Genomic DNA, 25776 nt, shown 5'->3' on the forward strand with positions numbered 1-25776 from the left:
GGCCGTCAAAAGTGATCGGATGCATCGTCGGCTATTCCATTACAAGGAGCATGACATGTCCACCAGAAAAATCTCGCGCGCCCTCGCCGTTGCCGCCACCGCTCTCGCCATCGGCGCGGGCGCAGCCTATGCGGCTCAACCCGCTCACGAGGCCCATGGCGGCCCCGGCGGATGGCATGGGCACTTCATGAAGGAACTCACGCAACTTCATGACCAGTTGAAGCTGAACGCGGATCAGGAAAAGCAGTGGCAAGCCGCGCTCGACGCCATGAAGCAGAGCCACGAGGCGATGCGCGCGAACCACGAGCAGATGAAGGATCAGTTCAAGTCCGCGCAGCAGCAGCCGATTCTCGATCTGAACGCAATGGCCGCCGCGCATCAGCAGATCGAGCAGAAAGACGCACAGTTGCGCCAGCAAACCACCGACGCGTGGCTCAAGTTCTATAACGGCTTGAATGATCAGCAGAAGACCACCGTCAGCACCGCGCTGAAGCAGCGCTTTGCGAAGATGGAATCGCGTCACGAGAAGATGCGCGAGCGCTGGCAGCATCACCAGCAGGGTGCAGCATCGGCGCCGGCTGCAAATCAGTAAGCGACGCCAGTAATCCACGCGCGACCGCGCAGCCAATGCGCGGCTCGATTAACGAAGACCACTCGCGTGGTCGCCTTCAAAAAAACGCCACGGAGCTTCTCCGTGGCGTTTTTTCCGTGTCTTCTCAGCTTCTATTAGCGCGGTCCCGGCGAGTGATCGGCAAGCGATCCGGCGAGCGCTCGCGCTTGCGAGGTCGTTGCGCGCTCAACCAGTTAGACCCGGACCGCCTGCAGCCAACGCTCTTTAGCCTTCGAGCCGGCCAAGGTCGAACAGCAGCACTTCGGCGTTATGCCCTTTTTCCAGCGTCACCGTATCTGTCTCGCTGAGCTTGGCCGCGTCGCCAGCTTGAAGCGCCTCGCCGTTCACCGTCAACGAACCGCGTGCCACGTGAACATAGGCGAGCCGCCCTTCGGGTAGCGTGAACGTGGCCTGCTCGGTGCCGTCGATCAGCGCGGCGTAAATCGACGCGTCCGCGTGGATCGTCACCGAGCCGTCGCGGCCGTCGGGCGAAGCGACAACCCGTAGCCGGCCGCGCTTGTCGGCGGCCTCGAAGTGCTTCTCTTCGTAACCCGGCTGATCGCCCGCGCGTTGCGGAATCACCCAGATCTGCAGCAGATGCGCCTCTTCGTCCTGCGATGCGTTGAACTCACTGTGCATCACGCCGGTGCCGGCGCTCATGCGCTGCACGTCGCCCGGACGGATCGTGGAGCCGTTGCCCATGCTGTCGCGATGCGCAAGCGCCCCTTCGAGCACATAGGTCACGATCTCCATATCGCGATGTCCGTGCGTGCCGAAGCCCTGACCACCCGCTATGCGGTCTTCGTTGATCACCCGCAGCGGACCGAAATGGACATGCTGCGGGTCCCGATAGTCGGCAAACGAGAAGCTGTGATACGAGTCGAGCCAGCCGTGGTTGGCGTGGCCGCGTTCGTCGGAGCGGCGAATTTCGATCATGAGGTAATCCCTGTCAAATCTGGCGATGGCCAGAATGTATGGGCTGCGCGCCCGCCGCACAATCGGCGCGAATGCACCGGATCGTTTCGCAAATCCGCGTAATCGCACGAGGCCGCGGCCGTCTCACTCTGGCTGAACCCGCCTACGCGTCGCGCATACGCAACGCGTGCGCCGCCGCGCCTGTCCGACCGGCACTGCGCACTGGCGCCGCGCCCCTGTTCGGGTAAAATACCGCGCTTTTCATCGTACACGGTGGCCGCAAAAGCGCCTGAACGCCGAAACGCCGCGCAGGGGACCCATAGCGGCGCGACAATTTTGGCCGCCTAGAATAGCGGCGCCGGCCACAAGCCGGCGTTCGTCGGGATCGGACACCACGACGATCAGTTTGACCCAGGAGAAACATGAAGAAGCTCGCACTGTGCGTAGCGCTCGCCGTCATGGCCACCGGCGCCATGGCAAAAGAATGGAAAACCGTACGCATCGGGGTCGACGCCAGCTATCCGCCGTTCGAATCGAAGGCGCCCAGCGGCCAGGTCGTCGGATTCGACGTCGATCTGACCAAAGCGCTGTGCGCAAGAATGAACGTGAAGTGCGTGTGGATCGAGCAGGATTTCGACGGCATCATCCCGGCACTGAAGGGCAAGAAGTTCGACGCGATCGTGTCGTCGCTGACCGTCACGGACAAGCGTCGCGAGCAGATTGATTTCTCCGACAAGCTGTTCGACGCGCCCGCGCGCATGATCGCCAAAGCCGGCTCGCCGCTCCTGCCCACCGCCGAATCCCTGAAGGGCAAGCGCATCGGCGTCGAACAGGGCACGACCCAGGAAGCCTACGCCAAGGCCTATTGGGAGCCGAAAGGCGTGACCGTCGTGCCGTATCAGAATCAGGACCAGGTCTATGCCGATCTCACCTCCGGCCGGCTCGACGCCGCGCTGCAGGACGAGATCCAGGCCGACGCCGGTTTCCTGAAGACGCCGCGCGGTAAAGGCTTCGCGTGGGCCGGTCCCGAAGTGAAGGACCCGAAAACCATCGGCGAAGGCACGGCCATCGGTCTGCGCAAGGAAGACGCCGATCTGCGGACCATGTTCAATCGGGCTCTTGCACAGGTTCATCAGGACGGCACGTTCACGAAGCTCGAAAAGCAGTACTTCGACTTCGACATCTATCCTGGGCACTGATCGGACACTGAGCACGGTTCACAGGCGGGCCACCGCTTCAGGCACTTCGCCTGCTCGCGCGAGACGCGGGCACCATGGAACTCGGGGCTCGCCCGCATGGGCTTCCCCCGGGCTTCGTAATACAGTCGGTCTAGTTTCAAAGAGAGTCGAAAAGCGCGCTGCAAGATCGCCAACGGTCATGCAGTCATGATTTGCACAGCGGTACGCTGTGCACCGCGGATCACGGCGAGCGAAGCTCGCGGTACATGCGGTGCAGAGCCGGCCGCGTCTTTCGCGGTGCGTCGCAAACGCATCGTCAAGGACCCGATATGTTCCTTCAAGGCTACGGCCCGCTGCTTCTCAACGGCACCTGGCAGACCGTCAAACTGGCGGTGTTGTCTCTGGCGCTTGCTTTCTTGCTGGGCCTCGTCGGCGCGGCGGCGAAACTGTCGAAGAACCGCTTCTCGCACGGTGCCGGCACGGTCTACACCACGCTCGTGCGCGGCGTGCCCGACCTCGTGCTGATGCTGCTGCTCTTCTACAGCATCCAGATCTGGCTAAACAATCTGACCGACCTGCTCGGCTGGGATCAGATCGACATCGACCCGTTCGTGGCCGGCGTCGCGGTACTCGGCTTCATTTACGGCGCGTACTTCACCGAGACGTTCCGCGGTGCCTTCCTCGCCGTGCCGCGCGGCCAGCTCGAAGCGGGTGCGGCCTACGGCATGACGAGCTGGCAAGTGTTCTCGCGCATCATGTTCCCGCAAATGATGCGCTTCGCGCTGCCCGGCATCGGCAACAACTGGCAGGTGATGGTCAAAGCTACCGCGCTCGTGTCGATCATCGGCCTGGCGGATGTGGTCAAGGCTTCGCAGGACGCGGGTAAAGGCACCTTGCGGTTTTTCTTCTTCACCCTGTTCGCGGGGGCGATCTACCTCGTCATCACCACAGTGTCCAACTTCGTGCTGATGTACCTCGAAAAGCGTTACTCGACCGGCGTGCGAAAGGCGGATCTATGATCGAGATCATTCAGGAATACTGGCGCAACTATCTTTATACCGACGGCTACCGCTTCACCGGCCTCGCGATCACGCTGTGGCTGCTCGTGGTGTCGATCGGCCTCGGTTTCTGCCTGTCGATTCCGCTCGCCGTGGCGCGCGTGTCGAAGAAGAAATGGCTTTCCACTCTCGTGTGGCTCTACACGTACATCTTTCGGGGCACGCCGCTCTACGTGCAGCTACTGCTTTGCTACACGGGTTTGTATAGCCTCGAGATCGTCCGCAATCACGAGCTCACCAACGCGTTTTTCCGCGAAGGTATGAACTGCACGCTGCTCGCGTTCACGCTGAACACCTGCGCCTATACCACCGAGATTTTCGCCGGCGCCATCAAGGCTACGCCGTATGGCGAAATCGAAGCGGCACGCGCTTACGGCATGTCGTCGTTCACCCTGTACCGGCGCGTGATTCTGCCTTCGGCGCTGCGCCGCGCGCTGCCGTATTACAGCAACGAAGTCATCCTGATGCTGCACGCCACGACTGTCGCATTCACCGCGACCGTGCCGGACATTCTCAAGATCGCGCGCGACGTCAACTCGGCAACGTATCAGTCGTTCAATGCGTTCGGTATCGCCGCCCTGCTCTATTTGTGCATTTCTTTCGCGCTGGTGTGGCTGTTCCGCCGCGCCGAGCGCCGCTGGCTCGCTTACCTGCGGCCGCAAGGCAAGTAACCGGCGCATTGCGCCAGCACGTAAGCACGCCCAAGGATTCTGATGAACACAACGAAGCAAAAGCTCTTCGTCGACGAGCTTCACAAACAGTACGGCGATAACGAAGTTCTCAAGGGCGTCACGCTGAAGGCCAATGCCGGCGACGTAATCAGCGTAATCGGATCGTCCGGTTCGGGCAAGAGCACGATGCTCCGCTGCATCAACTTTCTCGAACAGCCGAACGCCGGGCGCATTTTCGTGGACGGCGAAGAAGTCCGCACGCAGATCGCCAAGAACGGTGCGTTGCGCGTGTCCGACCCGAAGCAGTTGCAGCGCGTGCGCACCAAGCTGTCCATGGTGTTCCAGCACTTCAACCTGTGGTCGCACATGAACGTGCTCGAGAACATTGTCGAAGCGCCCGTGAACGTGCTTGGCCTCAAGCGCAAGGAAGCCGAAGATCGCGCTCGCGAGTATCTGGAGAAGGTCGGTCTCGCGCCGCGCCTGGAGAAACAGTATCCGTCGCATCTGTCCGGCGGCCAGCAGCAGCGCGTCGCAATCGCGCGCGCTCTGGCGATGCATCCCGACGTGATGCTGTTCGACGAACCGACTTCCGCGCTCGATCCCGAACTGGTCGGCGAAGTCCTCAAGGTCATGCAGACGCTCGCCGAGGAAGGCCGCACGATGATCGTTGTCACGCATGAGATGGCGTTTGCGCGCAATGTGTCGAACCACGTGATGTTCCTGCACCAGGGACGCGTCGAAGAAGAAGGCCACCCCGACGAAGTGTTCCGCAACACGCGTAGCGAGCGCCTCAAGCAGTTTCTTTCCGGAAGTCTCAAATAGCGGACATATCGGAGAACCTGGTATTTGAGACAAACTCGTGTGTCTCATTTACCGCTTGTAGTGAAAGTAGTTTTACAAGGCGCTTACGAGCGCCTTTTTTGTTTCGGTCACCTGCGTAATCCATGCATTTCGACCGCGAAAACCCCGCCGTACCGCCCTTCCAGCCCCTCGTTTTCGCACTACCTTGCCGTTTTGGAAGCGTCAATAGTGGCAATCCTTAATCTTGCTCCCGCCGATCCGTGATTCCCTTGTCACGCAAGGGATTCAGCTATTTTTCAGGGCGCTTGAAAGCGCCTTTGCACACATCCGTATTGCAATTTGGAGACACAGGTCAACGCCGGTACTAATTTCTTCTCCCACACAAGTGTATTTTTGATAAATTAGTAACCAAAGTAGCAAAACAAAGTTCATTAAAAGTAGTTTTACTTCAAAGCACAGAGGAGAACCGGTCGGCGAGGGATCGGCGTGACGACGAGACAGTCCCAAGGCTGCACGTCAGGATAGGAGACCTAATCCGCCCGCTAATCTCCCTGGTACCGATTTCTGTTCGGAGCGCTTGCGTCCGAACACCATTCGCAGTACTGGGTTTCACTTTTTGACAGGGTATGGAGGAGAAGATGAAGAAAGCTTTGCTCGCCGCTGCGCTGATGTCGGCCGGCGTTGTTGCGCATGCCCAAAGCAGCGTGACACTGTATGGTCGCCTGGACGCGGGTATCGAATACATAAGCGGTCTGCCGAACGCCAACTACACCGGCTCCACGTCGCGCTGGCGCGCGGAAAGCGGTGACTGGGGCACGAGCCTCTGGGGCATGAAGGGCGTCGAAGACATCGGCGGCGGCAACAAGGTCCTGTTCCAGTTGGAAGGCTCGTTCAACACCATGACGGGCGCAGGTCCTGGCGGCGGCGGTCTCTTCAATCGTTGGGCAACGGTCGGTCTGTCGAACAATACGTACGGTACGTTCACGATGGGTCGCATGCTCTTCATCTCGAACGGCGTGTGGGACTTCGACCCGTTCGGTCAGTCGAACTGGTCGTCGGCATCGCTGGTGCGTGGCCGCAACTGGCCGCAATCGAGCAACAACCTCGCTTACCAGTCGCCGAAGTTCTACGGCTTTGACATGTACGGTCAGTACGCACTGTCGAACGCAACGAACTGGAACGGTAACGGCACGACGCCGCAAGGCCGTGAAGCAGGTCTGCAGCTGACGTACACGTCGTCGCTGTTCCAGGTTCGCGGTATCTATGACGAAATCCGCAACGCCGCAAACGGTAACTTCACCGACCCGTTCACCGCATCGCGCGAATACACGGCAGCCTTCAACGTGTTCCTCGGTCAGTTCAAGATCCAGGGCGCATACCAGGCAGTCCGTACGTCCGCCGCTGCTAGCGCTGCAGGCACGTCGCCGACGTCGCTCGATCACGAATGGGGTGGTGTGACGTGGCAAGCCACGCCGGCCGCAGCCCTGATCGCGGCGGTGTATCACGTCAACGCCAACAAGAACGGCGGCAACGCAACGATCTACACGATCGGCGGTTCGTACAACCTGTCCAAGCGCACGCTGCTGGACATCCAGGTTGCGACCGCGCGTAACAGCAAGACCGCTAACTTCGGTCTCGACGCGAACGCTGCAGGCCCTGGCGGCAACATCACTTCGGGCGGCACGACTACGTACAACGAGAACCCGCTGCCTGGCCACAGCCAGACCGGTGTGTACGCAGGTATTCAACACTCGTTCTAATCGAACGGTGTTCCCCGAAGGCACTGCCTTCGGGGCTTAGAAGTTCTTCAAGAGAATCTTTTTCACGCTGCTGCGAGAGGCGCGTATCGGTGCGATGTCCGAAAGGGTATCGCACCGTTTTTTATTGGCGCACGGCGTTTTGCGATGTCGCGCGAAGGTTGCGCGAAGGTTGCGTGGTGCTTGCGCGGACCTTGTTTCGGCGCCGGCGCACCGCTTCGGTGCGCGAGCGGCTTTACACTGCCGCTTCGTTTTCTTCGCCGGTACGGATTCGGATCACGCGCTCGACGTCCGCGACGAAAATCTTGCCGTCGCCAATCTTGCCGGTGCGGGCTGCGCCGATGATCGCGTCGATCACCTGATCGCACTGATTGTCGGCCACGACCACCTCGATCTTCACTTTCGGCAGGAAGTCGACCACATACTCTGCACCACGATAGAGCTCGGTATGGCCTTTCTGGCGGCCGAATCCTTTGACCTCGGTGACGGTCAGGCCTGTGAGGCCGACTTCAGCGAGCGCCTCGCGCACTTCGTCGAGTTTGAACGGTTTGATGACTGCGGTGATGCGCTTCATGGCGAACCTCGTCTCGTGACTGGAAGAGTGAAAAGGAAATGGATGATTTTTATTCTACGCCGCGCCGGATGCGTTGCGGCACTCCGGCGCAAGCGGCGCGCCTCTTCACTCCACCGGTTCGGTGTAGCGCGACGTGATCGGATAACGCCAGTCGCGACCGAACGCGCGATGTGTAACGCGAATACCGATCGGCGCCTGTCGGCGTTTATATTCGTTGATCTTGATGAGCCGCGTAACGCGCTTCACGTCTTCGGCCGCATAACCCGCGGCGATGATTTCCGCGAGCGAGCGGTCCTCTTCCATATACATGCGCATGATCGCGTCGAGCACGTCATAGGGCGGCAGGCTGTCCTGGTCGGTCTGGTTCTCGCGCAATTCCGCGGACGGCGCGCGCGTCAAAATCCGCTCGGGTATCACATTCTGCTTGCCGAACGTCGTGGCTTCATTGCGGTAATGGCAGAGGCGATAGACGAGCGTCTTCGCGATGTCCTTGATCACCGCGAAGCCCCCGGCCATGTCGCCATATAGCGTGCAGTAACCCACCGCCATTTCGCTCTTGTTGCCGGTGGTCAGCACGATCGAGCCGAACTTGTTCGACAGCGCCATCAACAAGGTGCCGCGAATACGCGCCTGAATGTTTTCCTCGGTGGCATCTTCCGGCCGGCCCTCGAATTCTTGCGCGAGCGAGCTGCGGAACGCGTCGAACATCGGCGCGATCGCAATTTCGTCGTAGCGTACGCCGACGCGGCGTGCCATTTCCGCGGCGTCAGTGGTCGAAATGTCAGCCGTGTAGCGCGACGGCATCATCACCGCGCGCACGCGCTCGGCGCCGAGTGCGTCGCACGCGACCGCCAGCACCAGCGCCGAATCGACACCGCCCGACAGGCCGATGAGCGCGCCCGGAAAGCCGTTCTTGTTGACGTAATCGCGCACACCCATCACGAGCGCCGCATAAACCTGCGCTTCGAGCGAAAGCTCCGGCGCGATGCCGCCGTTGCCGCCGCTGTTGCTGCCCTCGGTTTCGTCGCGCACCGGGCGAGCCGCGTCAAATTCGACGATTGCGGTCGCCTCCTCGAACTGCGGCATCTTCGCGACCAGTTCGCCCTGCGCGTCGAGCACGAACGACCCGCCGTCGAACACGAGTTCGTCCTGCGCGCCGACCATGTTGACGTAGACCATCGGCAGCCCGGTCTCGCGAATCCGCGCTCGCAGAATGTCGAAGCGCACCGCTTCCTTGTTCAGGTGGAACGGCGAGCCGTTCGGAATCAGCAGCACCTGCGCGCCCGCGGCCTTCGCCATTTGCGCGGACGACGCATGCCACGCGTCTTCACAGATCACCACGCCGTACCTGACGCCGTCGAGCTCGAACACGAACGGCTGCGCGTCCGATGCGAAATAGCGCTTCTCGTCGAACACCTCGGTGTTGGGCAGATCCTGCTTTCGATAGGTGCCCGCTACCTTGCCGTCGACAAGCAGCGAAGCCGCGTTGAACGTATCGACCGGCGGCACGCCGCGCTGGATCGGCGCGTTTGCATTACCATGACCCTGGGCCGCGCTGTCGCCCACCTCGCGTAACGGATGGCCGACAATCACATGCAGGCCGGCAAACGGCTTCAGTTGCGCGGCGAGATCCGCCAATGCAGCGGCGCTCGCGGTATAGAACGCGGGGCGCAGCAGCAGGTCTTCGGGCGGATAGCCGGATAACGCGAGTTCCGGCGCGACCAGCAGCTTCGCACCGGCGTTGTGCGCGTCACGCGCGGCAGCGACGATTTTCGCGACGTTGCCGGCGAAATCGCCGACGGTGACATTGATTTGAGCGAGAGCGATTCGTGTCTTCATGGCAGGATCGACGGGCAAGCGAAGAGCTTGCGGAGGGCTTGCAAATAAAGCGGCTTGTTTTGGGCTCGACGGAACGGCCAACTCGGATAAACGAACGACGCAGTGCTTGACGTTATATAACGCGCGCCGCGTCGCTCATTGGGACAGTCACACAAGTTGAATCAGGAACGCTTTGATTATCGCACGGGCATTCTGGCGTCGCCCTCCGAGGTGGACGCGGCCGAATGGAACGCCCTTCTCGCTCAGCAGCCACAGCCCACGCCTTTTCTGCGGCATGAGTTTCTAAGCGCGCTGCACGCAACCCGTTGCGCGGTTGCGGACACGGGCTGGGCGCCGCAATTCGTCACGCTGACCGACCCGCTGACCGGCAAGCTCGCGGCGGCCGCGCCGGTTTATCTGAAGGGTCACTCGTATGGCGAGTACGTGTTCGACTGGGCCTGGGCCGACGCCTACAAGCGCAACGGCTTGCCCTACTACCCGAAGCTCCTGTGCGCCGTGCCGTTCACGCCCGTGCAGGGCAACCGGCTGTTGTCCGCCGACGCGCACGCGCTGCGGCATCTCGCGGCCACATTGATGGCGTTCGCCGAGCAGGCCGATGTGTCCTCACTGCACGTGCTGTTTCCGACCGAAGCCGAAGCGGGTGCGCTCGCCGACATGGGCATGATGCAACGCGAAGGCGTGCAGTTCCACTGGCTCAACGACGGCTACCGCGACTTCGACGATTTCCTCTCGACGCTCGAACAGAAGAAGCGCAAGAACATCCGTGCGGAACGCCGCAAAGTACACGAGGCAGGCGTCACGATGCGCAGGATTCGCGGCGAGGACATTCAGGACGCCGACTGGCGCTTCTTCAGCAAGTGTTATCGGCAAACTTACCGCGAGCACTTTTCGACTCCGTATCTGAACCTCGATTTTTTCCGCATGATCGGCGCGTCGATGCCGGAGAATCTGCTGCTGGTGATCGCCGAATATGAAGGCAAGCCAATCGCGAGCTCGCTCGTCGTTTATCAGCGCGACGCGAAAACGGGCGGCACGCTATACGGCCGTTACTGGGGCGCGCTCGAACACGTGCCGTGCCTGCACTTCGAAACCGCGTACTACCAGCCGCTCGAATTTTGCATCGAAGAAAAGCTCGGCGCATTCGAAGGCGGCGCCCAGGGCGAACACAAGATGGCCCGAGGCTTTTTGCCCACGGTCACGCGCTCGGCGCACTGGCTCGCGCATCCCGCTTTCGCCGATGCCGTCGGCCACTTCCTCGACAATGAAAAGAACAGCATCCACGCGTATGTGGACGAGCTGCGCGAACACAATCCGTTCAAAGGCTGAAGCGCGTCCATGGCGTGGTTTCTTTATCTGCTCGAATGCTCGGACGGCAGCGTCTATACCGGCATCGCAACCGACGTGCAGGCGCGCTTCGACAAACACGTGAGCGGCGCGGGCGCGCGCTATACCCGTTCGCGCAAGCCGGTGCGCGTGCTGGCATCGTTCGAACTGGCGGACCGCTCCAGTGCTTCGCGTGCCGAGTATTGGGTGAAGCGCCTTGCGCCCTCGGAAAAGCGCGTGCTCGCAGCGGGCGGACGCACGCTCGAGTCGGTGGTGCCGGTCGTGGAACCTGATTCGACCAACGCCGAAGAGGCGACCGAGGAAAACGGCGCAGCCTGACGGCGCGGTTGCTTAGCCCCGCGCCTCGCGCATGCGTTCGGTGAGTAAGCGCTGCATCAGCGCAAGCTCACCCACCGCATCGGCTTCGAGCGACGTCAGCCCCTCGCGCGCCGGAAGGTCGTGTCGCAGCGGCAAAATCGTTCGATTCAGCGCGGCCTCGATATCGGCGTTCACAGCCGCGAGCCACACGCGAAGCTCGCCGTGGCTATCCTGCATCTCGCGCCGGTTCGCACTCAGCCGAAGCTGCGTCGCCGTGCCCGCCATCTTGCGCAACAGACTCAACACCGTCAGCGTTACCGTATCGACTAGCGAGTCCTCCAGCTTTTCGAGGCGAATCCGTGCGATGGCTTCCTCGGCGTTGTTGCTGCCGAGACCGGCCGCGCGGCGCAAACGCTCCATGTCCTTTTCGCTTCGACGAGGCGATTCGAGCGTCGCGATCAGATACGCGAGATTCGCGCGGACCGCGTCGCTGAGATACGTGCGGTAGTCGCCCTTCTCCCGCGTCGGCCACAAATAAAACGTCGCGAAAAGCGCCAGCACGCAGCCGAGCACATTGTTGCCGAGCCGTGTAAGCGCGTATGCGAATTCACTTGCGCCCGGTGTCGCGAAGTCGGCCACCAGCACGAAGGTCGGCGTGAGGAACAGCACGAACAGGCTGTAGCTGACGGGGCGCAATGCCATCGTCGCCATGACGAGCGGAAAGACCGCGAGCGAAATACCGAGCGGCGAATGAATCGCATAGCCGATGCCCGCGGCCAGCACGCCGCCGACGATGCTGCCCGCCGCGCGCTCGATACTGCGCGGCCAGGTCGCCGCGATCGAAGGCTGCAGGATCAGCAGCGTCGCCATCGTCGCCCAATAGCCGAACGGCAAGCCGAGCGCGCGGATCACGAGAAAGCCCGCAGTCGTCGTCACGCCCACGCGCGCCGCGTGACGCAAACCGACCGACTTGAGCGACAGGTTCGCCTTCAGCGTCGCCCAGACGCGCGCAAGCGTTGCAGCGACGCTGTCCGCGAAGCGCGGCGGCGGCGCTTGCACCGGCGTGAAATCGACGAGCTCGAAGTCTGACTTGAGTTTCACCGGCTCCATCAGCGCGTTTTCAAGGCGCCCCGCGAGCCGCCGCACACGGAGTTGCAACTCGGCGAGAAGCTCCCAGCGCCCTTCGTTCGCCTGTGCGCCGATGCTGCGCAGCGTCTCGCCCATGCCCGTGAGGAGACGCGTCGCGCGCCGTTCATCGCCGGGCATTTTTTCGCACGCACCGGAGACGGCGATCAGATAGGCGAACAACGCCTCGCCCTCGGTCAGCAACGCGAGCAGCGTGTCGTACGCCTCACGTGCGCCGGTTCGCGTCGCCGGCACGCTGGCCAGCGCCTTGCGGGAGCGTTCGAGCGCCGCGCGCGCATCCGCGCGGAATTTTGCGGCGTGCGTCGCCCACTCTCGCGGGGTGCTGCGCTGCTGAAGCAGACGCGCGCTGTCGAGCGCGATGTCCGCGAGCCGCACATACACCGTCCGCAGTGAAGCACGGCTCGCGCCGAATGGATGGATGCGCCAGACGGTCAGGCTCAACGCGACCGCGAACAGACAGCCGATCAGATAGACGCCGAGAAATGCAAGACCTTCGCGCACATCGTGCATGGGCCGGTCAACCATCACGACGCAAGCGGTCGCGGCGAGAATCGTCACTTGCGACGTCGCAGCGCCCCAGATGCGTCCGAACGCGCCGAGGCTCGTGAAAATAAGCAACGCAAGCGCGGCGAACGCCGTTCCCTCTGCCGACGCGAAAGCGGTCAGTCCGCCGCATAGCGTGGAGAGAAGCGCGAAGCCCATCATCGAGGCAAAGCGGGCGCGGTTCGAACCGGCGGCATCCGCGAGACAGGTCCAGAACGCGCCGATCGCGGCCCACGCGAAGGTGGGATCGTGCAGCAGATTGCCGAGCGCAAGCATCGCCGTGGACGCGCATGCGGCGCGCAAGCCTTCGGAGAGACTCGCCTCGCTGGCGGAAAACGACACCATCCATACCGGCCGCTTGCGATAGATCGCCGTCGCGATCGCATACAGCCGATTCGACCATCGGGGCGAAGAAGATGCCAGGTTGGACTTGCGGTTCATCATCCGGACGGTGTGCTCCCAAAGCGGGCTTGTTGCTGGTTTGGCGCGGGCTTGTTGCGGGCTCGCTGCTGCGCTTTCGCAGACGTCCCGGCAGTGAGCCGAATCCACCGCGAGCCACAAATAATAAGGGTTTACACCGAGATATAAAAATGGCTTCGGTTCATCTTCGGGATGCACTGCGGCTATACCAGCATTTCGACGCTCGACGTCACAATCCTCACATCGAATAAAAAACCGCGCGGCCCCTTCGGGCTCGCGCGGTTTTTTGCATGAGGCGACTGGATCGGCGAAGCAGTGATTCTTCCGATCGCCGCGTCGAGCCGCTTACTTCTTGTGGTTCGCCACGCCTTCGCTGATTTCCTTGTGCGCGGCTTCGATACCCGCCCAGCCTTCGACCTTCACCCACTTGCCCTTCTCGAGCGCCTTGTATTGCTCGAAGAAGTGCTTGATCTGGTCTTTCAGGTACGCCGGGACGTCGTCGATCGACTTCAGGTCGGCAGTCATCGGGCAGATCTTGTCGTGCGGGACGGCGATCAGCTTTGCGTCCACGCCGGATTCGTCGGTCATTTGCAGCATGCCGAGCGCGCGTGCGCGGACCACCGAGCCTGCCAGCAGCGGGAACGGCGTGATCACCAGCACGTCGACCGGGTCGCCGTCGCCCGACAGCGTTTGGGGAATGAAGCCGTAGTTGGCGGGATAGCGCATGCCGGTGCCGATGAAACGGTCGACGACGAGAAGGCCCAGATCCTTGTCGGCTTCGTATTTCACCGGGTCGCTCTGCGCCGGGATTTCGATGATGACGTTGAAATCGTGCGGAAGATCTTTGCCTGCGGGGACGTGATTGAAGCTCATGAGCGCTCTCTGGTCAGGATGGAATTTGGAGCACGGCATGCGGCGCGTGGGCTCGAGGGCATGCATCGTAAAACTTGCCTCGAGCAGGAGCGCAGCGGCCGGACAGTGCGGAATGCGCCATTATAGCCAATCGGCCGATGGCATCCGCCGCCGGATCGGCGCGATAATCGTCTGGCGTCTCTCGATTGTGCCTCTGGTTTGTGAACACCGCGTAACGGCATCCGCTTCGGCGTGTGGCTGAACGTACGCCGGCTGCGCGACATCTCAAGGAGTCTGCATGGAAGAAGCCCGACACTTCATTGGCGGCGAATGGTCCGCTGCTTCAGGCGGCGAGACGATCGCCGTGCTCGATCCTTCGGACGGCCAGCCGTTCACGCAGCTTGCGCGGGGCACCGCGGCGGATATCGACGCCGCCGTCCACGCCGCGCGCCGCGCGTTCGAAGGCGCATGGGGCGCGGCAAGCGCTGCGGAACGCGGACGTGTGCTGTATCGGCTGTCGATGCTCGTCGCCGCGCGCCAGGAAGAACTGGCGCAACTCGAAGCCCGCGACACCGGCAAGCCGCTCAAACAGGCACGCGCCGATTCCGCCGCGCTCGTGCGCTACTTCGAGTTTTATGCCGGGGCGGCCGACAAACTGCATGGCGAAACACTGCCCTATCAGGCCGGCTATACGGTGATGACGATCCGCGAGCCGCACGGCGTGACCGGCCACATCGTGCCGTGGAATTATCCAATGCAGATTTTCGGCCGCAGCGTGGGCGCGGCACTTGCCGTGGGCAACGCATGCGTCGTCAAGCCGGCTGAAGACGCGTGTCTCTCGGTGCTGCGCGTCGCCGAACTGGCGGCCGAAGCGGGCCTGCCCGCAGGCGCGCTGAATATCGTCACTGGTTACGGACATGAAGCGGGAGCGGCGCTCGCACGTCACTCGGGCATCGATCACATTTCGTTCACGGGCTCGCCCGAGACCGGCAAGCTCGTCACACAAATGGCCGCCGAAAACCACGTGCCGGTCACGCTCGAACTCGGCGGCAAGTCGCCGCAACTCGTCTTTGCCGATGCAGACCTCGACGCCGCATTGCCGGTACTCGTGTCGGCGATCGTGCAGAACGCCGGGCAGACATGTTCGGCGGGCAGCCGCGTGCTGATCGACCGCGCGATTTACGAGCCCTTGCTCGACCGGCTGAGCGGCGCGTTCAACGCGCTGCGCGTGGGCCCCTCGCACGCGGATCTGGACTGCGGGCCGCTTATTAACGCGAAGCAGCAACGGCGCGTGTGGGACTTTCTCTCCGACGCGCAACACGACGGCATAGCAATGGCCGCGCATGGCGAGGTAATTCCCGAAGCGCCGGAAAGCGGCTTCTATCAGGCGCCCACGCTGTTGCGCGATGTGCCCGCGAGCCACCGTCTCGCACGCGACGAAGTGTTCGGACCCGTGCTCGCCGCGATGTCCTTTAGCGACGAAGACGAAGCGCTCGCGCTCGCGAACGGCACGCAATACGGCCTCGTCGCGGGCATCTGGACACGCGACGGCGCGCGGCAAATGCGCCTCGCGCGGCGTCTGCGTTCGGGCCAGGTGTTCATCAACAACTATGGCGCGGGCGGCGGCGTCGAACTGCCGTTCGGCGGCGTCAAGCATTCGGGCCACGGGCGCGAAAAGGGTTTCGAGGCGCTGTATGGCTTCACGGCGCTAAAGACAATTGCGATCCGGCACGGCTAGTTCGCAAGCTGGACTTATCCATCACCACTCACAACAAACAGCGGAGACACTATGCGGTTGACAGGTAAAACGGCCATCGTCACGGGTGGCGGCTCGGGTTTCGGCGAAGGCATCGCGAAGACCTACGCGCGCGAAGGCGCGAACGTCGTGGTCAACGATCTGAACGGCCCCGCCGCCGAGCGCGTCGCGAGCGAGATTGCGCTGGCCGGTGGCAAGGCCATCGCCGTCGCGGGCAACGTCGCGCAACGCGAGGACTGGCAGAAGCTGCGTGAAGCGGCACTCGAAGACTTCGGCAGCGTGCAGATAGTCGTCAATAACGCGGGCACCACGCATCGCAACAAACCTGTGCTCGAAGTCACCGAAGCCGAGTTCGACCGCGTGTACGCGGTGAACGTCAAAAGCATCTACTGGAGCGTGCAGGAGTTCGTGCCGTATTTTCGCGAGCAAGGCGGCGGCAGCTTCATCAACATTGCGTCGACGGCGGGCGTGCGGCCGCGCCCCGGACTCGTCTGGTACAACGGCAGCAAGGGCGCGGTGATTATCGCGAGCAAGTCGCTCGCCGTGGAGTTGGGCCCGGACAGGATTCGCGTGAACTGCGTGAATCCGGTGATCGGCGAAACGGCGCTGCTGTCGGAATTCATGGGCGTTGAAGATACGCCTGAGAACCGTCAGCGCTTTCTCGCCGGCATTCCGCTCGGGCGCTTCTCGACGCCGCAAGATATTGCCAACGCCGCGCTCTATCTGGCTTCGGACGAAGCGGAGTTCATCACCGGCGTGTGTCTTGAAGTGGATGGCGGGCGCTGCGTGTAGAGCTTGCGTTCTACGTTGACGTTGGCGCTGCGTTCGGCTTCGGCTTCGTCGTCGCAGCGCCGCTCATGGCGCTCATAGACGCGCCCTGAGCAAGCCGCGTTCACGCGCGGCGCTTGACGGGCTTAGTGTTTTCCCCCGGTATCTAATTGCCGTGCGAGCCGCGCCGCACGGCTAGAATCAATCGACGCGGCACTTCAATTCGACAAGAAAAGAGGAGACACCATGGCTAGTCCCGCAAATCCGCTCCACCATCCCGGCGCGGGCGCGCCGCCTTCCACTTTCGAAGAGGCGACCTATCGCAAGGTCAACTGGCGGCTCGCGCCGCTCCTGATGCTCTGCTATGTGGTCGCGTATCTGGACCGCGTGAACGTCGGCTTTGCGAAGCTGCAAATGACAAGCGACCTCGGCTTGAGCGATGCGGTTTATGGCTTTGGCGCGGGCATTTTCTTCGTCGGCTATTTCTTCTTTGAGATTCCGAGCAATGTGATCTTGCACAAGGTGGGCGCGCGAGTGTGGATCGCGCGGATCATGGTCTCCTGGGGCGTGATCTCCATGCTGACCATGTTCGTCACCACGCCGACCATGTTCTACGTGATGCGCTTTCTGCTCGGCGTCGCGGAAGCCGGCTTCTTTCCCGGCATCATTCTGTATCTCACGTACTGGTATCCGTCGCACCGGCGTGGACGGATGACGACGTGGTTCATGACGGCTATCGCGCTGTCGGGTGTGATCGGCGGGCCGGTGTCGGGCTATATCCTCAAGACGTTCAATGGCATGAACGGCTGGCACGGCTGGCAATGGCTTTTCCTGCTGGAAGGGATACCGTCGGTACTCGTCGGCATACTGGTGTTCGTTGCGCTCGACGATCGCATTGCGAAAGCAAAGTGGCTCACGAAAGAGGAAAAGGAACTGCTCGAGCGCCACGTTTCCGCCGAGGAAGCCACCAAGCACGACATGCCGATCCGTCAGGTGCTGACGAGCGGCCGCGTGCTGATGTTGAGCTTCACGTACTTCTCGTTCGTGATGGGTCTGTACGGCGTGAGCTTCTGGCTGCCGACTATCATCAAGGCGACCGGTGTGACCGATGCGTTCGCGATCGGTCTGCTGTCGGCGGTTCCCTTCGCGGCGGCGGTCGTCGCGATGGTGTTCGTTGCGCGCAGCGCGGACCGTACGCGCGAACGGCGCTGGCATATCGCGTTGCCCGCTTTCGCCGGCGCGATTGGTTTGGTGCTGTCGGTTGTGTGGGCGCAGAACACGCTGCTTGCGATGGCTTCTCTGACGCTCGCGACTATGGGCATTCTCACTACGTTGCCTTTGTTCTGGAGTTTGCCTACGGCGATTCTCGCGGGCACGGGTGCGGCTGCCGGTATCGCGATGATTAATTCGATCGGTAATCTCGCGGGGTTTTTGAGTCCGTATGCTGTCGGCTGGTTGAAGCAGGCCACTGCCGCTAATGATTCGGGGATGTATATGCTTGCGGCGTTTATGGTCGTTGGCGGGTTGCTGGCGATTAGCGTGCCGGCGAAGATGGTTAATCGGTGAGTTGAAGCGTTGTTTGTGGTGGGGCCCCGGTGGCTGTGTGCTGCCGGGGCTTTTTGTTTTTGGGGGATAGTGGGGTGGCGTCGCAGGAGGAGCGACATTGGAGGGGATTGGTTCTTCGTCAGCAATGTGGCGGATCGCCGACGTTGTCGGCATCTAATAGAGGAACGGCAGTTTCCTGGATCATCGAACTCAGGCTCACGACCCTTTCCATCGCAACCAAATAAAACTGAAAAGCGCGTCGACAAAATGCGTCGCGCATTAAATCGCAACTTTCCTAAAGTTTCCGGTAAACCCGCCGATAGATCCGTGTGGAAACTTGAGTACAAGTTCAAAAAACACACTACACCAATAAGAACCGGGGAGCTTCGGCGCGCACGCTCGCGTGCCGGAAGCGAGAAACTTGCAACGCCGATGGAATAACCACGCGTGCGTCGACGCACTGCACCTTCCACGTTCGCCGTATCCACATACGCGCGGCTCGGACGCCTCGCGCCTTGCGCGAGCGCACCGCCGCCGCGCAGCGACACATCTCGCTGCTCCCCATTCTCTTGCCGCTTTCGCTCGTGCGCCCCGCGCGCACGCTGACTGATGTTCCCGTTCCAACACCAAGGAGAATCGATGGAAGTGTCAAAAACTTGTGGCGTCGTCCTCGCCGCCGCCGCGATTGCGGCACTAGGCGGCTGTGCGACAGAGTCGTCGCGTTCACTCCCGGTTGCGCAGGTGGCCAGCGCGCAGCGCCCGCCCGTCGGCAAGGCCGTGCAAATCTCGGTCGGGAAGTTCGACAACCGCTCGAGCTATATGCGTGGCATTTTCTCCGACGGCGTCGATCGTCTCGGTAGTCAGGCCAAGACCATTCTGATCACTTCGCTGCAACAGAGCGGCCGTTTCAACGTGCTTGACCGCGACAACCTCGACGAAATCCGCCAGGAAGCCGGCTTCACCAAGAAGGCGCAGGCGATCAAGGGCGCGAATTTCGTCATCACCGGCGACGTCACCGAATTCGGCCGCAAGGAAGTCGGCGATCACCAACTATTCGGCATTCTTGGCAGCGGTAAGAACCAGATCGCATACGCGAAGGTCAGCATCAACGTCGTCGATACCACGACTTCGGAAGTCGTCGCCTCGGCGCAGGGCGCGGGCGAATACAGCCTCTCCAATCGCCAGATCATCGGATTTGGCGGCACCGCGAGCTACGACTCGACGCTCAACGGCAAAGTCCTCGACCTCGCGATCCAGGAAGCCGTCAACCATCTGGCCGAACAGGTCGACGTGGGCGCATTGCGCACCGCTCGCTGAGCGCGCGTCGTCCACATTTATTGCTCGATAAAACAACGAATACTACGGGGTTCCCATGAAATACACCGGCATGCTTCGAGGCCTTCGCCTGCCCGTCACGACAGCAATGCTGCTGCTCGCGGGCTGCGCGAACACTACGCCACCGCTCTATCAGTGGACCGGCTACCAGCCCAGCGTCTACGACTACCTGAAGGGTGAAAAGGGCCCGCAGGAACAGATCGACGCGCTCGAAAAGGCGCGGCAGCAAATCAACGCGAAGGGCAACACGCCGCCGCCCGGCTTCCATGCGCAACTGGGCATGCTGTACGCGAACGTCGGTAACGACACGAACGCCATGCAGGAATTCGACGCCGAGAAGCAGCTCTTCCCGGAGGCGGCGACCTACATGGACTTCCTGATGAAGAAATCGAAACAACAATAAGCGAGCGTACCGATATGTCCAGAATCTCTTCTCTCAAGCTCTCGCTGGCGCTGTCCGCGCTCGCGCTGCTCGCCGCTTGCGCGCAGCCCGCGAAGCACTTGGATTACACGGCGTTCAAGCATGCGCATCCGCGCTCGATCCTCGTGCTGCCGCCCGATAACACGACGACGGATGTGAATGCGTCGAACAGCGTGCTCTCGCAGATGACGATGCCACTCGCCGAGGCGGGCTACTACGTGATCCCGGTCGCCGTAATGGAGGAAACGTTCAAGCAGAACGGCGTCACGACGGCGGGTGATATCCAGCAGACATCGCCGGCGAAGCTGCGAGAGATCTTCGGCGCGGATGCGGTCCTGTACTCGACGATCTCGCAATACGGCACGCAGTATCGCGTGCTGGTCAGCGCGACGGTGGTGACGGCGTCGGCGAAACTCGTCGATCTGAAGAGCGGCGATGTGCTCTGGCAAGGCGCCGCGACGGCCAACAGCGAAGAAGGCAACAACAACGGTGGCGGTGGCCTGATAGGCATGCTCGTGATGGCGGCGGTCAAGCAGATCGCGAACTCGCTCACGGACAAGAGCCACGATATTGCCGGTATCACGAGCTATCGTCTGCTGCACGCGGGAGCGCCGACGGGCCTGCTCTACGGTCCGCGCTCGCCAAAGTACGGCACGGACTAAGCGGCGTTCGCGCTTGCGACGAGTCTCGCCGAGGCGTTTTGCATCGGCGAGACCAGGCACCACCTCGCAAATCCACGCAAACACAGCGCAAACCAGGTTGACGGCGTCGGTCAGCCACGTTCCAAAGATCGGTCGGTCTGGCCAAGTACACGCTCGGCGGCAGAACTTCGCGAACGCGACGCCCGCCCTTCCCCAGGAATATCGATCACCACTCTGCACTGCGCGGCGCGACTTACAACGCCTCGCCTAACACCGCCTAATGCCCCGCATGCCGACCACCATCGACGTGCAAATTTCCCTCGTAACAAACTCCGCTGCGGTCGCGAATAGCCGGCCTCAGGCAGCCAGTGCCTGCCAGTGCGAAAACCCAATTTCAACCTACACTTGAATAGCGCACTCGGCGACGTGCTTCCTGCAGGACGCAGGCGTCACCGGCGATCGCTCACCTGGCGGCCCGTCTTCGCGGGGCAATAGTGACGCCTGGAGGCAATCATGATCCGAGCAATCTGCACGCTTCTTTCGCTTGCTGATCTTTTCGGGGCGAGCGTGAACACCTTCGCTGGCACCATCCGAATCGAATCGGGCACCTATGGCGCTAATTGTGGCGCTCATCATGGCAATTCGACTCGTGCGTTGGCTCTGCACTGTAACGATGTCGATACCTGCCGCTACCCGGTTTTCTCGCCGGCGACCTCCCGTATTCGAAGGGCCTGCAAAGCCGATTTCGTTGCCGAATGGTCGTGCGGGTCTCGAGAATCTCATCAGGCAACAGTCAGCTCTGCCGCGAATAACGGAGGAGTTCTCGTGCTGACTTGCGTTCCTTCCATCGGTGCAGGCAAATAGGCGATTCGACAAGGGCAAGCGTCTGACTCGCTCGTAATCGGCATCATCGGCGTCCACCGATTTTGCACCTCGATCAGCAACGCAATACCCGAGCGCGCAATCGTCGGCGCACGGCTCGCGCAGCGAGCGCCATCTGCCCGACTCGGGCAAGATGCCGTTATCGCCCACCTACGCATGCTGGCAGGACTGTTATGAAAAAGATCGGTTTTCTCTCGTTTGGCCATTGGAGTCCATCGCGACATTCACTCACACGTTCAGCCTCCGATGCCCTGCTGCAATCCATCGAGCTCGCTGTCGCTGCCGAGGAACTCGGGGCCGACGGCGCGTTTTTTCGCGTGCATCATTTCGCGCGCCAGCTAGCGTCGCCGTTCCCGCTTCTGGCTGCGGTCGGTGCGAAAACGAGCCGCATTGAGATCGGCACCGCTGTCATCGACATGCGTTATGAAAACCCGCTCTACATGGCGGAAGACGCTGGGGCGGCCGATCTGATCGCGGGCGGGCGCCTGCAACTTGGCATCAGCCGAGGCTCCGGCGAACAGGTGATCGACGGGTGGCGTTACTTCGGTTATGCGCCCAGCGAGGGCGAGACGCATGCCGATCTCGCGCGGCACCACACCGAGGTGTTTTATGAAGTGCTGCGCGGCGAGGGCTTTGCTGAACCGAATCCGCGACCGATGTTTGCAAACCCGCCGGGACTGCTTCGGGTCGAGCCTCACTCCGAGGGGTTGCGCGACCGGATCTGGTGGGGTTCGGGCTCAGATGCGACGGCGGTCTGGGCGGCCGGAATGGGCATGAACCTGCAGTGCTCGACACTGAAGAACGATGAGTCGGGCCGCCCTCTTCATATCCAGCAAGCCGAGCAGATCCGGGCGTATCGGCAGGCGTGGAAAGAAGCCGGACACACGCGAGAGCCGCGCGTGTCGGTCAGCCGCAGCATTTTCGCGCTGATGAACGATCGCGACCGGATGTATTTCGGACGCGATGCGAATAGCGACGACACGGTCGGTCTGCTCGACGACAACATCCGAACGATTTTCGGGCGCAGCTACGCAGCACCGCCCGATACGCTCGTGAAGCAGCTTGCAGCGGACGAGGCGATCGCAGAAGCCGACACGCTACTGCTGACCGTACCGAACCAGCTTGGCGTGGAGTACTGCGCACACGTCATCGAATCGATCCTGACGCATGTTGCCCCGGCGCTCGGCTGGCGTTAGTACGGCGGACTGGCGCTCGCCGGCGGGAACGTTCTGGCGACGGTCTACGTTTGCACGCCACTTCGCTCCAGTTGCTATGCTAGTCACCATCGACCAGCACTGGAGCGAGCATGGCCGACCCGCACGTTCTTGATAACGACCCACATCCCACGCACGGCGTCGCTGCTCAAGCGAGCCCGTGCGACGAGCTCATCATCCGCGCGCAGCCCACTGCGCTCGACAGTCCGTGCCGGCGCAAACGTCTGGCGCTCGCCGCGACGATCCTCGGCTCGAGCATGGCGTTTATCGACGGCTCTGTCGTCAATGTCGCATTACCCGCCATCCAGAGCGAGTTGCACGCGAGCGTCGCGTCGATGCAGTGGATCGTCAACGCCTACCTTCTCTTTCTGGGATCGCTCGTACTGGTGGGCGGATCGATGGGCGACAAACTCGGCCGCCGCACGGTGTTCATTGCGGGTGTCGCGGTCTTCACGCTGGCGTCGGCCGCTTGCGGGCTCGCGCCGAACGCGGGCTCACTGATCGCCGGGCGTGCGGTGCAGGGCATTGGCGCGGCGCTCTTCGTGCCCAGCAGCCTCGCGATCATTGGCGCCGTGTTCGATGGCGAAGAGCGCGGACGGGCAATCGGAACGTGGGCAGGTGTCGGCGCGATCACGTCGGCGCTGGGTCCAGTGGCCGGCGGCTTGCTCGTCGACGCGTTGTCGTGGCGCGCGATCTTCTTTCTCAACGTCCCGCTCGCAGCGGCAACCATTGCGCTTGCCGTTTTGTCGGTGCCGAACAGCCACAAGCCAGATGCGCCTCAACAGTTGGACTGGCCTGGCGCGCTGAGCGCGGCAGCGGGGCTCGCCGCACTTACCTATGGCCTGACCGAGGCGTCGGCGCGTGGTTTCGCGCATCCCATCGTACTTTGCGCCATCGGCGTTGGGGTGCTCGTGCTGGCTGCATTCGTGATGATCGAAGCGAAGAGCCGTGACCCGATGATGCCGCTCGAAGTGTTCCGCTCGCGCGATTTCACCGGCGCGAACTTGGTCACGCTGCTGCTTTACTTCGGTCTGGGCGGCGCATTTTTCTTCCTGCCGTTCACGCTGATCCGCGCACACGGCTACACCGCCACCGAGGCGGGCGCAGCGTTGCTGCCGGTGCCCGTGATCATCGGCTCGTTGTCGCGCTTGACGGGCGGTCTGACGACTCGCTTCGGTTCGCGGGCCCTATTGAGCGCTGGCCCGTGCATCGCCGGAATCGGTTTTGCGATGCTTGCGCTGCCGTTCGTGCGCGGCAGTTTCTGGACCGGAATCTTCCCCGCGCTCGTCGTGCTCGGGCTCGGCATGACCGTCACGGTCGCACCACTCACGACGACCGTGATGGCCTCAGTGCCGGGCCACCGCGCAGGCGTCGCCTCGGGGATCAACAACGCGGTCGCACGCGTGGCGAGCCTGCTGGCGGTTGCGGTACTCGGCATTGTGTTCGTGTGGTCGCATAACGCAGCGCTGTCGGCGCGCCTGGACGAACTGCAGGTTCCTCACGATGCACGCCAGACCGCGTTACTGCAATTGGACGCGCAACCCCGTGCCGCAGCCACCGATGCTCTTCCTACGCATTCGCAGACACTCGCGGCGCAGGCGGAAGCCGACGCCATTGTTGACGCGCTGCGCGCCGTCGCGCTAGTGTCCGCAGCATGCGCGTTCGCAGGAGCGGCGCTCGCCTTCGCCACCATCGAGCCGCGCAGGTGACGCGCTTCGCTCACCGAACATGTCTGCTCGCGGCATCCCGGAAGCCCGTTCTTTGCCAGCTTAAGAAACGACGACTGTAAATTCGAGCCCCGATTCGAAGTCGAGCGTCGTTGACGAAAAGCGCGGATCGTCGTCAAGGTAGCGCTTGTACGGCTGAACGGCGTCCTCGGCCGTGTACATGTTGTCGGCGAGAACGATAGAGCCAGGGCGCAGCAGCCGCTCAATCTGCTTGAAGAGATTCAGATAGGTGTTGGCCCATACGTCGATAAACACCATATCGAAAGTGCCTTCCAGTTGGGCAACGGTCTGAAAGGCGTCGCCCACCCACAGGTCAACATAAGCCTCTACGCCCGCCGCTTTGACGTTGGCCCGAAGTTGCGCACACTTGAGTGCGTCGGCTTCGGTCGCTGTCACCATTCCACTGCCCAACGTGCGAAGGGCTTCGGCGAGATACAGCGTGGACACGCCGCAGGAACTGCCGAGTTCGAGAATTCGAGCCGGTTTATGCGAAAGCACCATGTTGTGCAGAAACTTACCCGTTTTCGCTGACACGGCTAACGATAAAGAAGTGCCTTGCGACGACTCGAAATCTTCGCTAGATAGTCCGAGCGTTTCGAGAAACCGCCCGCGCAGTCGAGGTGCGAGCGTGTCGTATTCCTCCGCGAGAGTCAGGAATTCGTCACTCGATCCATCGAACTGCGCCTGTGCGCGGGCTATCACTTCTGTCTGGCTCTGTTCGTGAAGCCGCCGCAAAAGAACTGCGCTTGACGAGGTCATGTGCGCTCCTTGACGAGATCGGTAGTGTTGATGATGCGCCCGGCGCTGCCCGGTTCATCGGGCAGCGGGCGATGTCGTTACGCCATCAGTAAAGACGTTGGACGTTATGCCGTTCTGGCAAGCTTGATTGCGCGTTCAGGACATGCGCTCACGCAGAGACCGCACGACCGGCACGCGTCCGCGTTTGGCGTGTAGGCGACCTTCATTCCATGCACACGCAGCTTGAAACGATGCATGAGACCGAGACTCAGATAATCGACGTCGTCGATGCGCCGGATCTCAAACACATTCTCGGGACAGACATCCAGACAATCGCCCTTACCTTCGCAACGTTTCAGGTCGACGACTGGCGCAATCACGCCCGGCTTCTGTTTGCAGTCCGCCGTTGATATCTCGCGCATGTTCATTCTCCCTCGCGCCGGGCGCGGCCTGATCGCCATGCAGTCTGAAAATGCTCCCGCTCCTCCGGCGTCATGGCTTGCCATTTGCGCCAATGACGCCGTTCGCGCCAGCCGCCGTGTCCGCGGAACCCGCCAAACAGGATGCGGCTCAAAACCAGCAAGCCCAGCGCATGCGCGAAGTCGATCGTGCGAGCGCCGACGAATAACGCCGGAATCACCCAGTTCCATAGACTCATGACCACCCACCCGAGCACGCCAATGGCGACCACCGCAAGCAGTACCTTACCCACGCATCTGATTCGAAATTTCATCCGTCGACTCC

Annotated in this window: 25 protein-coding genes; 17 read left to right on the plus strand and 8 right to left on the minus strand. The window is 62.0% G+C overall.

Annotated features, from left to right (window positions below):
* Nucleotides 1-55 precede the first annotated feature (55 nt).
* On the plus strand, nt 56-592 hold the full coding sequence (locus SB753_RS22870; RefSeq protein ID WP_410801985.1) for a periplasmic heavy metal sensor: 537 nt from the start codon (nt 56-58) through the stop codon (nt 590-592).
* Between the two features lie 243 nt (nt 593-835).
* Here SB753_RS22870 and SB753_RS22875 read toward each other — a convergent pair whose 3' ends face one another.
* Entirely contained in the window at nt 836-1546 is a 711-nt protein-coding gene (locus tag SB753_RS22875; protein ID WP_410801987.1) for a pirin family protein, read from the minus strand.
* A gap of 401 nt (nt 1547-1947) precedes the next feature.
* Between SB753_RS22875 and SB753_RS22880 the strand changes: the two genes are divergently transcribed.
* From SB753_RS22880 to SB753_RS22900, 5 genes are all read left to right on the plus strand, one after another.
* Complete coding sequence (locus tag SB753_RS22880) at nt 1948-2724, plus strand: ABC transporter substrate-binding protein (RefSeq protein ID WP_410801988.1); 777 nt, start codon at nt 1948-1950, stop codon at nt 2722-2724.
* Nucleotides 2725-3032: 308 nt separating this feature from the next.
* Nucleotides 3033-3722 carry an ABC transporter permease gene (locus tag SB753_RS22885; RefSeq protein ID WP_020065253.1) on the plus strand — a complete coding sequence of 230 codons (690 nt, stop codon included), beginning with the start codon at nt 3033-3035 and terminating at the stop codon, nt 3720-3722.
* Nucleotides 3719-4432, plus strand: a complete 714-nt coding sequence (locus SB753_RS22890) for an ABC transporter permease (RefSeq protein ID WP_020065252.1) — start codon at nt 3719-3721, stop codon at nt 4430-4432. Before SB753_RS22885 ends, SB753_RS22890 begins: the two co-directional genes overlap by 4 nt.
* A gap of 42 nt (nt 4433-4474) precedes the next feature.
* Nucleotides 4475-5254, plus strand: a complete 780-nt coding sequence (locus SB753_RS22895; RefSeq protein WP_020065251.1) for an ABC transporter ATP-binding protein — start codon at nt 4475-4477, stop codon at nt 5252-5254.
* A gap of 617 nt (nt 5255-5871) precedes the next feature.
* Entirely contained in the window at nt 5872-6993 is a 1122-nt protein-coding gene (locus SB753_RS22900) for a porin (RefSeq protein ID WP_027775623.1), read from the plus strand.
* 232 nt (nt 6994-7225) lie between these two features.
* On the opposite strand, the gene glnK is transcribed toward SB753_RS22900, so the two are convergent.
* Both glnK and SB753_RS22910 read right to left on the minus strand, forming a co-directional pair.
* Complete coding sequence (gene glnK, locus SB753_RS22905; RefSeq protein WP_006048444.1) at nt 7226-7564, minus strand: P-II family nitrogen regulator; 339 nt, start codon at nt 7562-7564, stop codon at nt 7226-7228.
* A gap of 105 nt (nt 7565-7669) precedes the next feature.
* Complete coding sequence (locus SB753_RS22910; protein ID WP_410801991.1) at nt 7670-9403, minus strand: NAD+ synthase; 1734 nt, start codon at nt 9401-9403, stop codon at nt 7670-7672.
* A 156-nt stretch (nt 9404-9559) separates the two neighbouring features.
* Here SB753_RS22910 and SB753_RS22915 point away from each other — a divergent pair, with 156 nt between their 5' ends.
* Both SB753_RS22915 and SB753_RS22920 read left to right on the plus strand, forming a co-directional pair.
* Complete coding sequence (locus tag SB753_RS22915; RefSeq protein WP_027775625.1) at nt 9560-10729, plus strand: GNAT family N-acetyltransferase; 1170 nt, start codon at nt 9560-9562, stop codon at nt 10727-10729.
* Nucleotides 10730-10738: 9 nt separating this feature from the next.
* Nucleotides 10739-11065, plus strand: a complete 327-nt coding sequence (locus SB753_RS22920) for a GIY-YIG nuclease family protein (protein ID WP_410801993.1) — start codon at nt 10739-10741, stop codon at nt 11063-11065.
* A 12-nt stretch (nt 11066-11077) separates the two neighbouring features.
* Here SB753_RS22920 and SB753_RS22925 read toward each other — a convergent pair whose 3' ends face one another.
* Together SB753_RS22925 and ppa are read right to left on the minus strand one after the other, a co-directional pair.
* Entirely contained in the window at nt 11078-13177 is a 2100-nt protein-coding gene (locus SB753_RS22925; RefSeq protein WP_410801995.1) for an FUSC family protein, read from the minus strand.
* A gap of 321 nt (nt 13178-13498) precedes the next feature.
* Nucleotides 13499-14026: an inorganic diphosphatase gene (gene ppa, locus SB753_RS22930; protein WP_027775628.1), complete on the minus strand. Its 528-nt coding sequence runs from the start codon at nt 14024-14026 to the stop codon at nt 13499-13501.
* Between the two features lie 277 nt (nt 14027-14303).
* Between ppa and SB753_RS22935 the strand changes: the two genes are divergently transcribed.
* The 9 genes from SB753_RS22935 (at nt 14304) to SB753_RS22975 (ending at nt 24276) form a co-directional block, all read left to right on the plus strand.
* Entirely contained in the window at nt 14304-15743 is a 1440-nt protein-coding gene (locus tag SB753_RS22935) for an aldehyde dehydrogenase family protein (RefSeq protein ID WP_087751327.1), read from the plus strand.
* A gap of 51 nt (nt 15744-15794) precedes the next feature.
* Complete coding sequence (locus tag SB753_RS22940) at nt 15795-16553, plus strand: SDR family oxidoreductase (RefSeq protein ID WP_027775630.1); 759 nt, start codon at nt 15795-15797, stop codon at nt 16551-16553.
* A gap of 222 nt (nt 16554-16775) precedes the next feature.
* Nucleotides 16776-18095 (plus strand): MFS transporter, encoded by a 1320-nt coding sequence (locus SB753_RS22945; RefSeq protein WP_027775631.1) that lies wholly within the window; start codon nt 16776-16778, stop codon nt 18093-18095.
* Nucleotides 18096-18713: 618 nt separating this feature from the next.
* Entirely contained in the window at nt 18714-19391 is a 678-nt protein-coding gene (locus SB753_RS22950; RefSeq protein WP_410801997.1) for a CsgG/HfaB family protein, read from the plus strand.
* A gap of 55 nt (nt 19392-19446) precedes the next feature.
* Nucleotides 19447-19812 carry a DUF4810 domain-containing protein gene (locus SB753_RS22955; RefSeq protein WP_410801999.1) on the plus strand — a complete coding sequence of 122 codons (366 nt, stop codon included), beginning with the start codon at nt 19447-19449 and terminating at the stop codon, nt 19810-19812.
* A gap of 14 nt (nt 19813-19826) precedes the next feature.
* Entirely contained in the window at nt 19827-20492 is a 666-nt protein-coding gene (locus SB753_RS22960; protein WP_020065236.1) for a DUF799 domain-containing protein, read from the plus strand.
* Between the two features lie 492 nt (nt 20493-20984).
* Nucleotides 20985-21335 (plus strand): hypothetical protein, encoded by a 351-nt coding sequence (locus tag SB753_RS22965; RefSeq protein WP_410802001.1) that lies wholly within the window; start codon nt 20985-20987, stop codon nt 21333-21335.
* 191 nt (nt 21336-21526) lie between these two features.
* Nucleotides 21527-22549 carry an LLM class flavin-dependent oxidoreductase gene (locus tag SB753_RS22970; protein WP_410802003.1) on the plus strand — a complete coding sequence of 341 codons (1023 nt, stop codon included), beginning with the start codon at nt 21527-21529 and terminating at the stop codon, nt 22547-22549.
* A gap of 110 nt (nt 22550-22659) precedes the next feature.
* Nucleotides 22660-24276: an MFS transporter gene (locus SB753_RS22975; RefSeq protein ID WP_410802005.1), complete on the plus strand. Its 1617-nt coding sequence runs from the start codon at nt 22660-22662 to the stop codon at nt 24274-24276.
* A 60-nt stretch (nt 24277-24336) separates the two neighbouring features.
* Here SB753_RS22975 and SB753_RS22980 read toward each other — a convergent pair whose 3' ends face one another.
* The 3 genes from SB753_RS22980 to SB753_RS22990 all read right to left on the minus strand — a co-directional run bounded on the left by SB753_RS22980 (nt 24337) and on the right by SB753_RS22990 (nt 25765).
* Nucleotides 24337-25053, minus strand: a complete 717-nt coding sequence (locus SB753_RS22980; protein WP_410802007.1) for an O-methyltransferase — start codon at nt 25051-25053, stop codon at nt 24337-24339.
* Between the two features lie 104 nt (nt 25054-25157).
* A complete protein-coding gene (locus SB753_RS22985) occupies nt 25158-25454 on the minus strand; it encodes a 4Fe-4S dicluster domain-containing protein (RefSeq protein WP_087751572.1) in 297 nt (98 codons plus the stop codon).
* A gap of 2 nt (nt 25455-25456) precedes the next feature.
* Entirely contained in the window at nt 25457-25765 is a 309-nt protein-coding gene (locus SB753_RS22990; protein WP_410802009.1) for a hypothetical protein, read from the minus strand.
* Nucleotides 25766-25776 lie beyond the last annotated feature (11 nt).

The sequence above is a fragment of the Paraburkholderia sp. SIMBA_053 genome, assembly GCF_046534895.1.
Lineage (GTDB): Bacteria > Pseudomonadota > Gammaproteobacteria > Burkholderiales > Burkholderiaceae > Paraburkholderia > Paraburkholderia caledonica.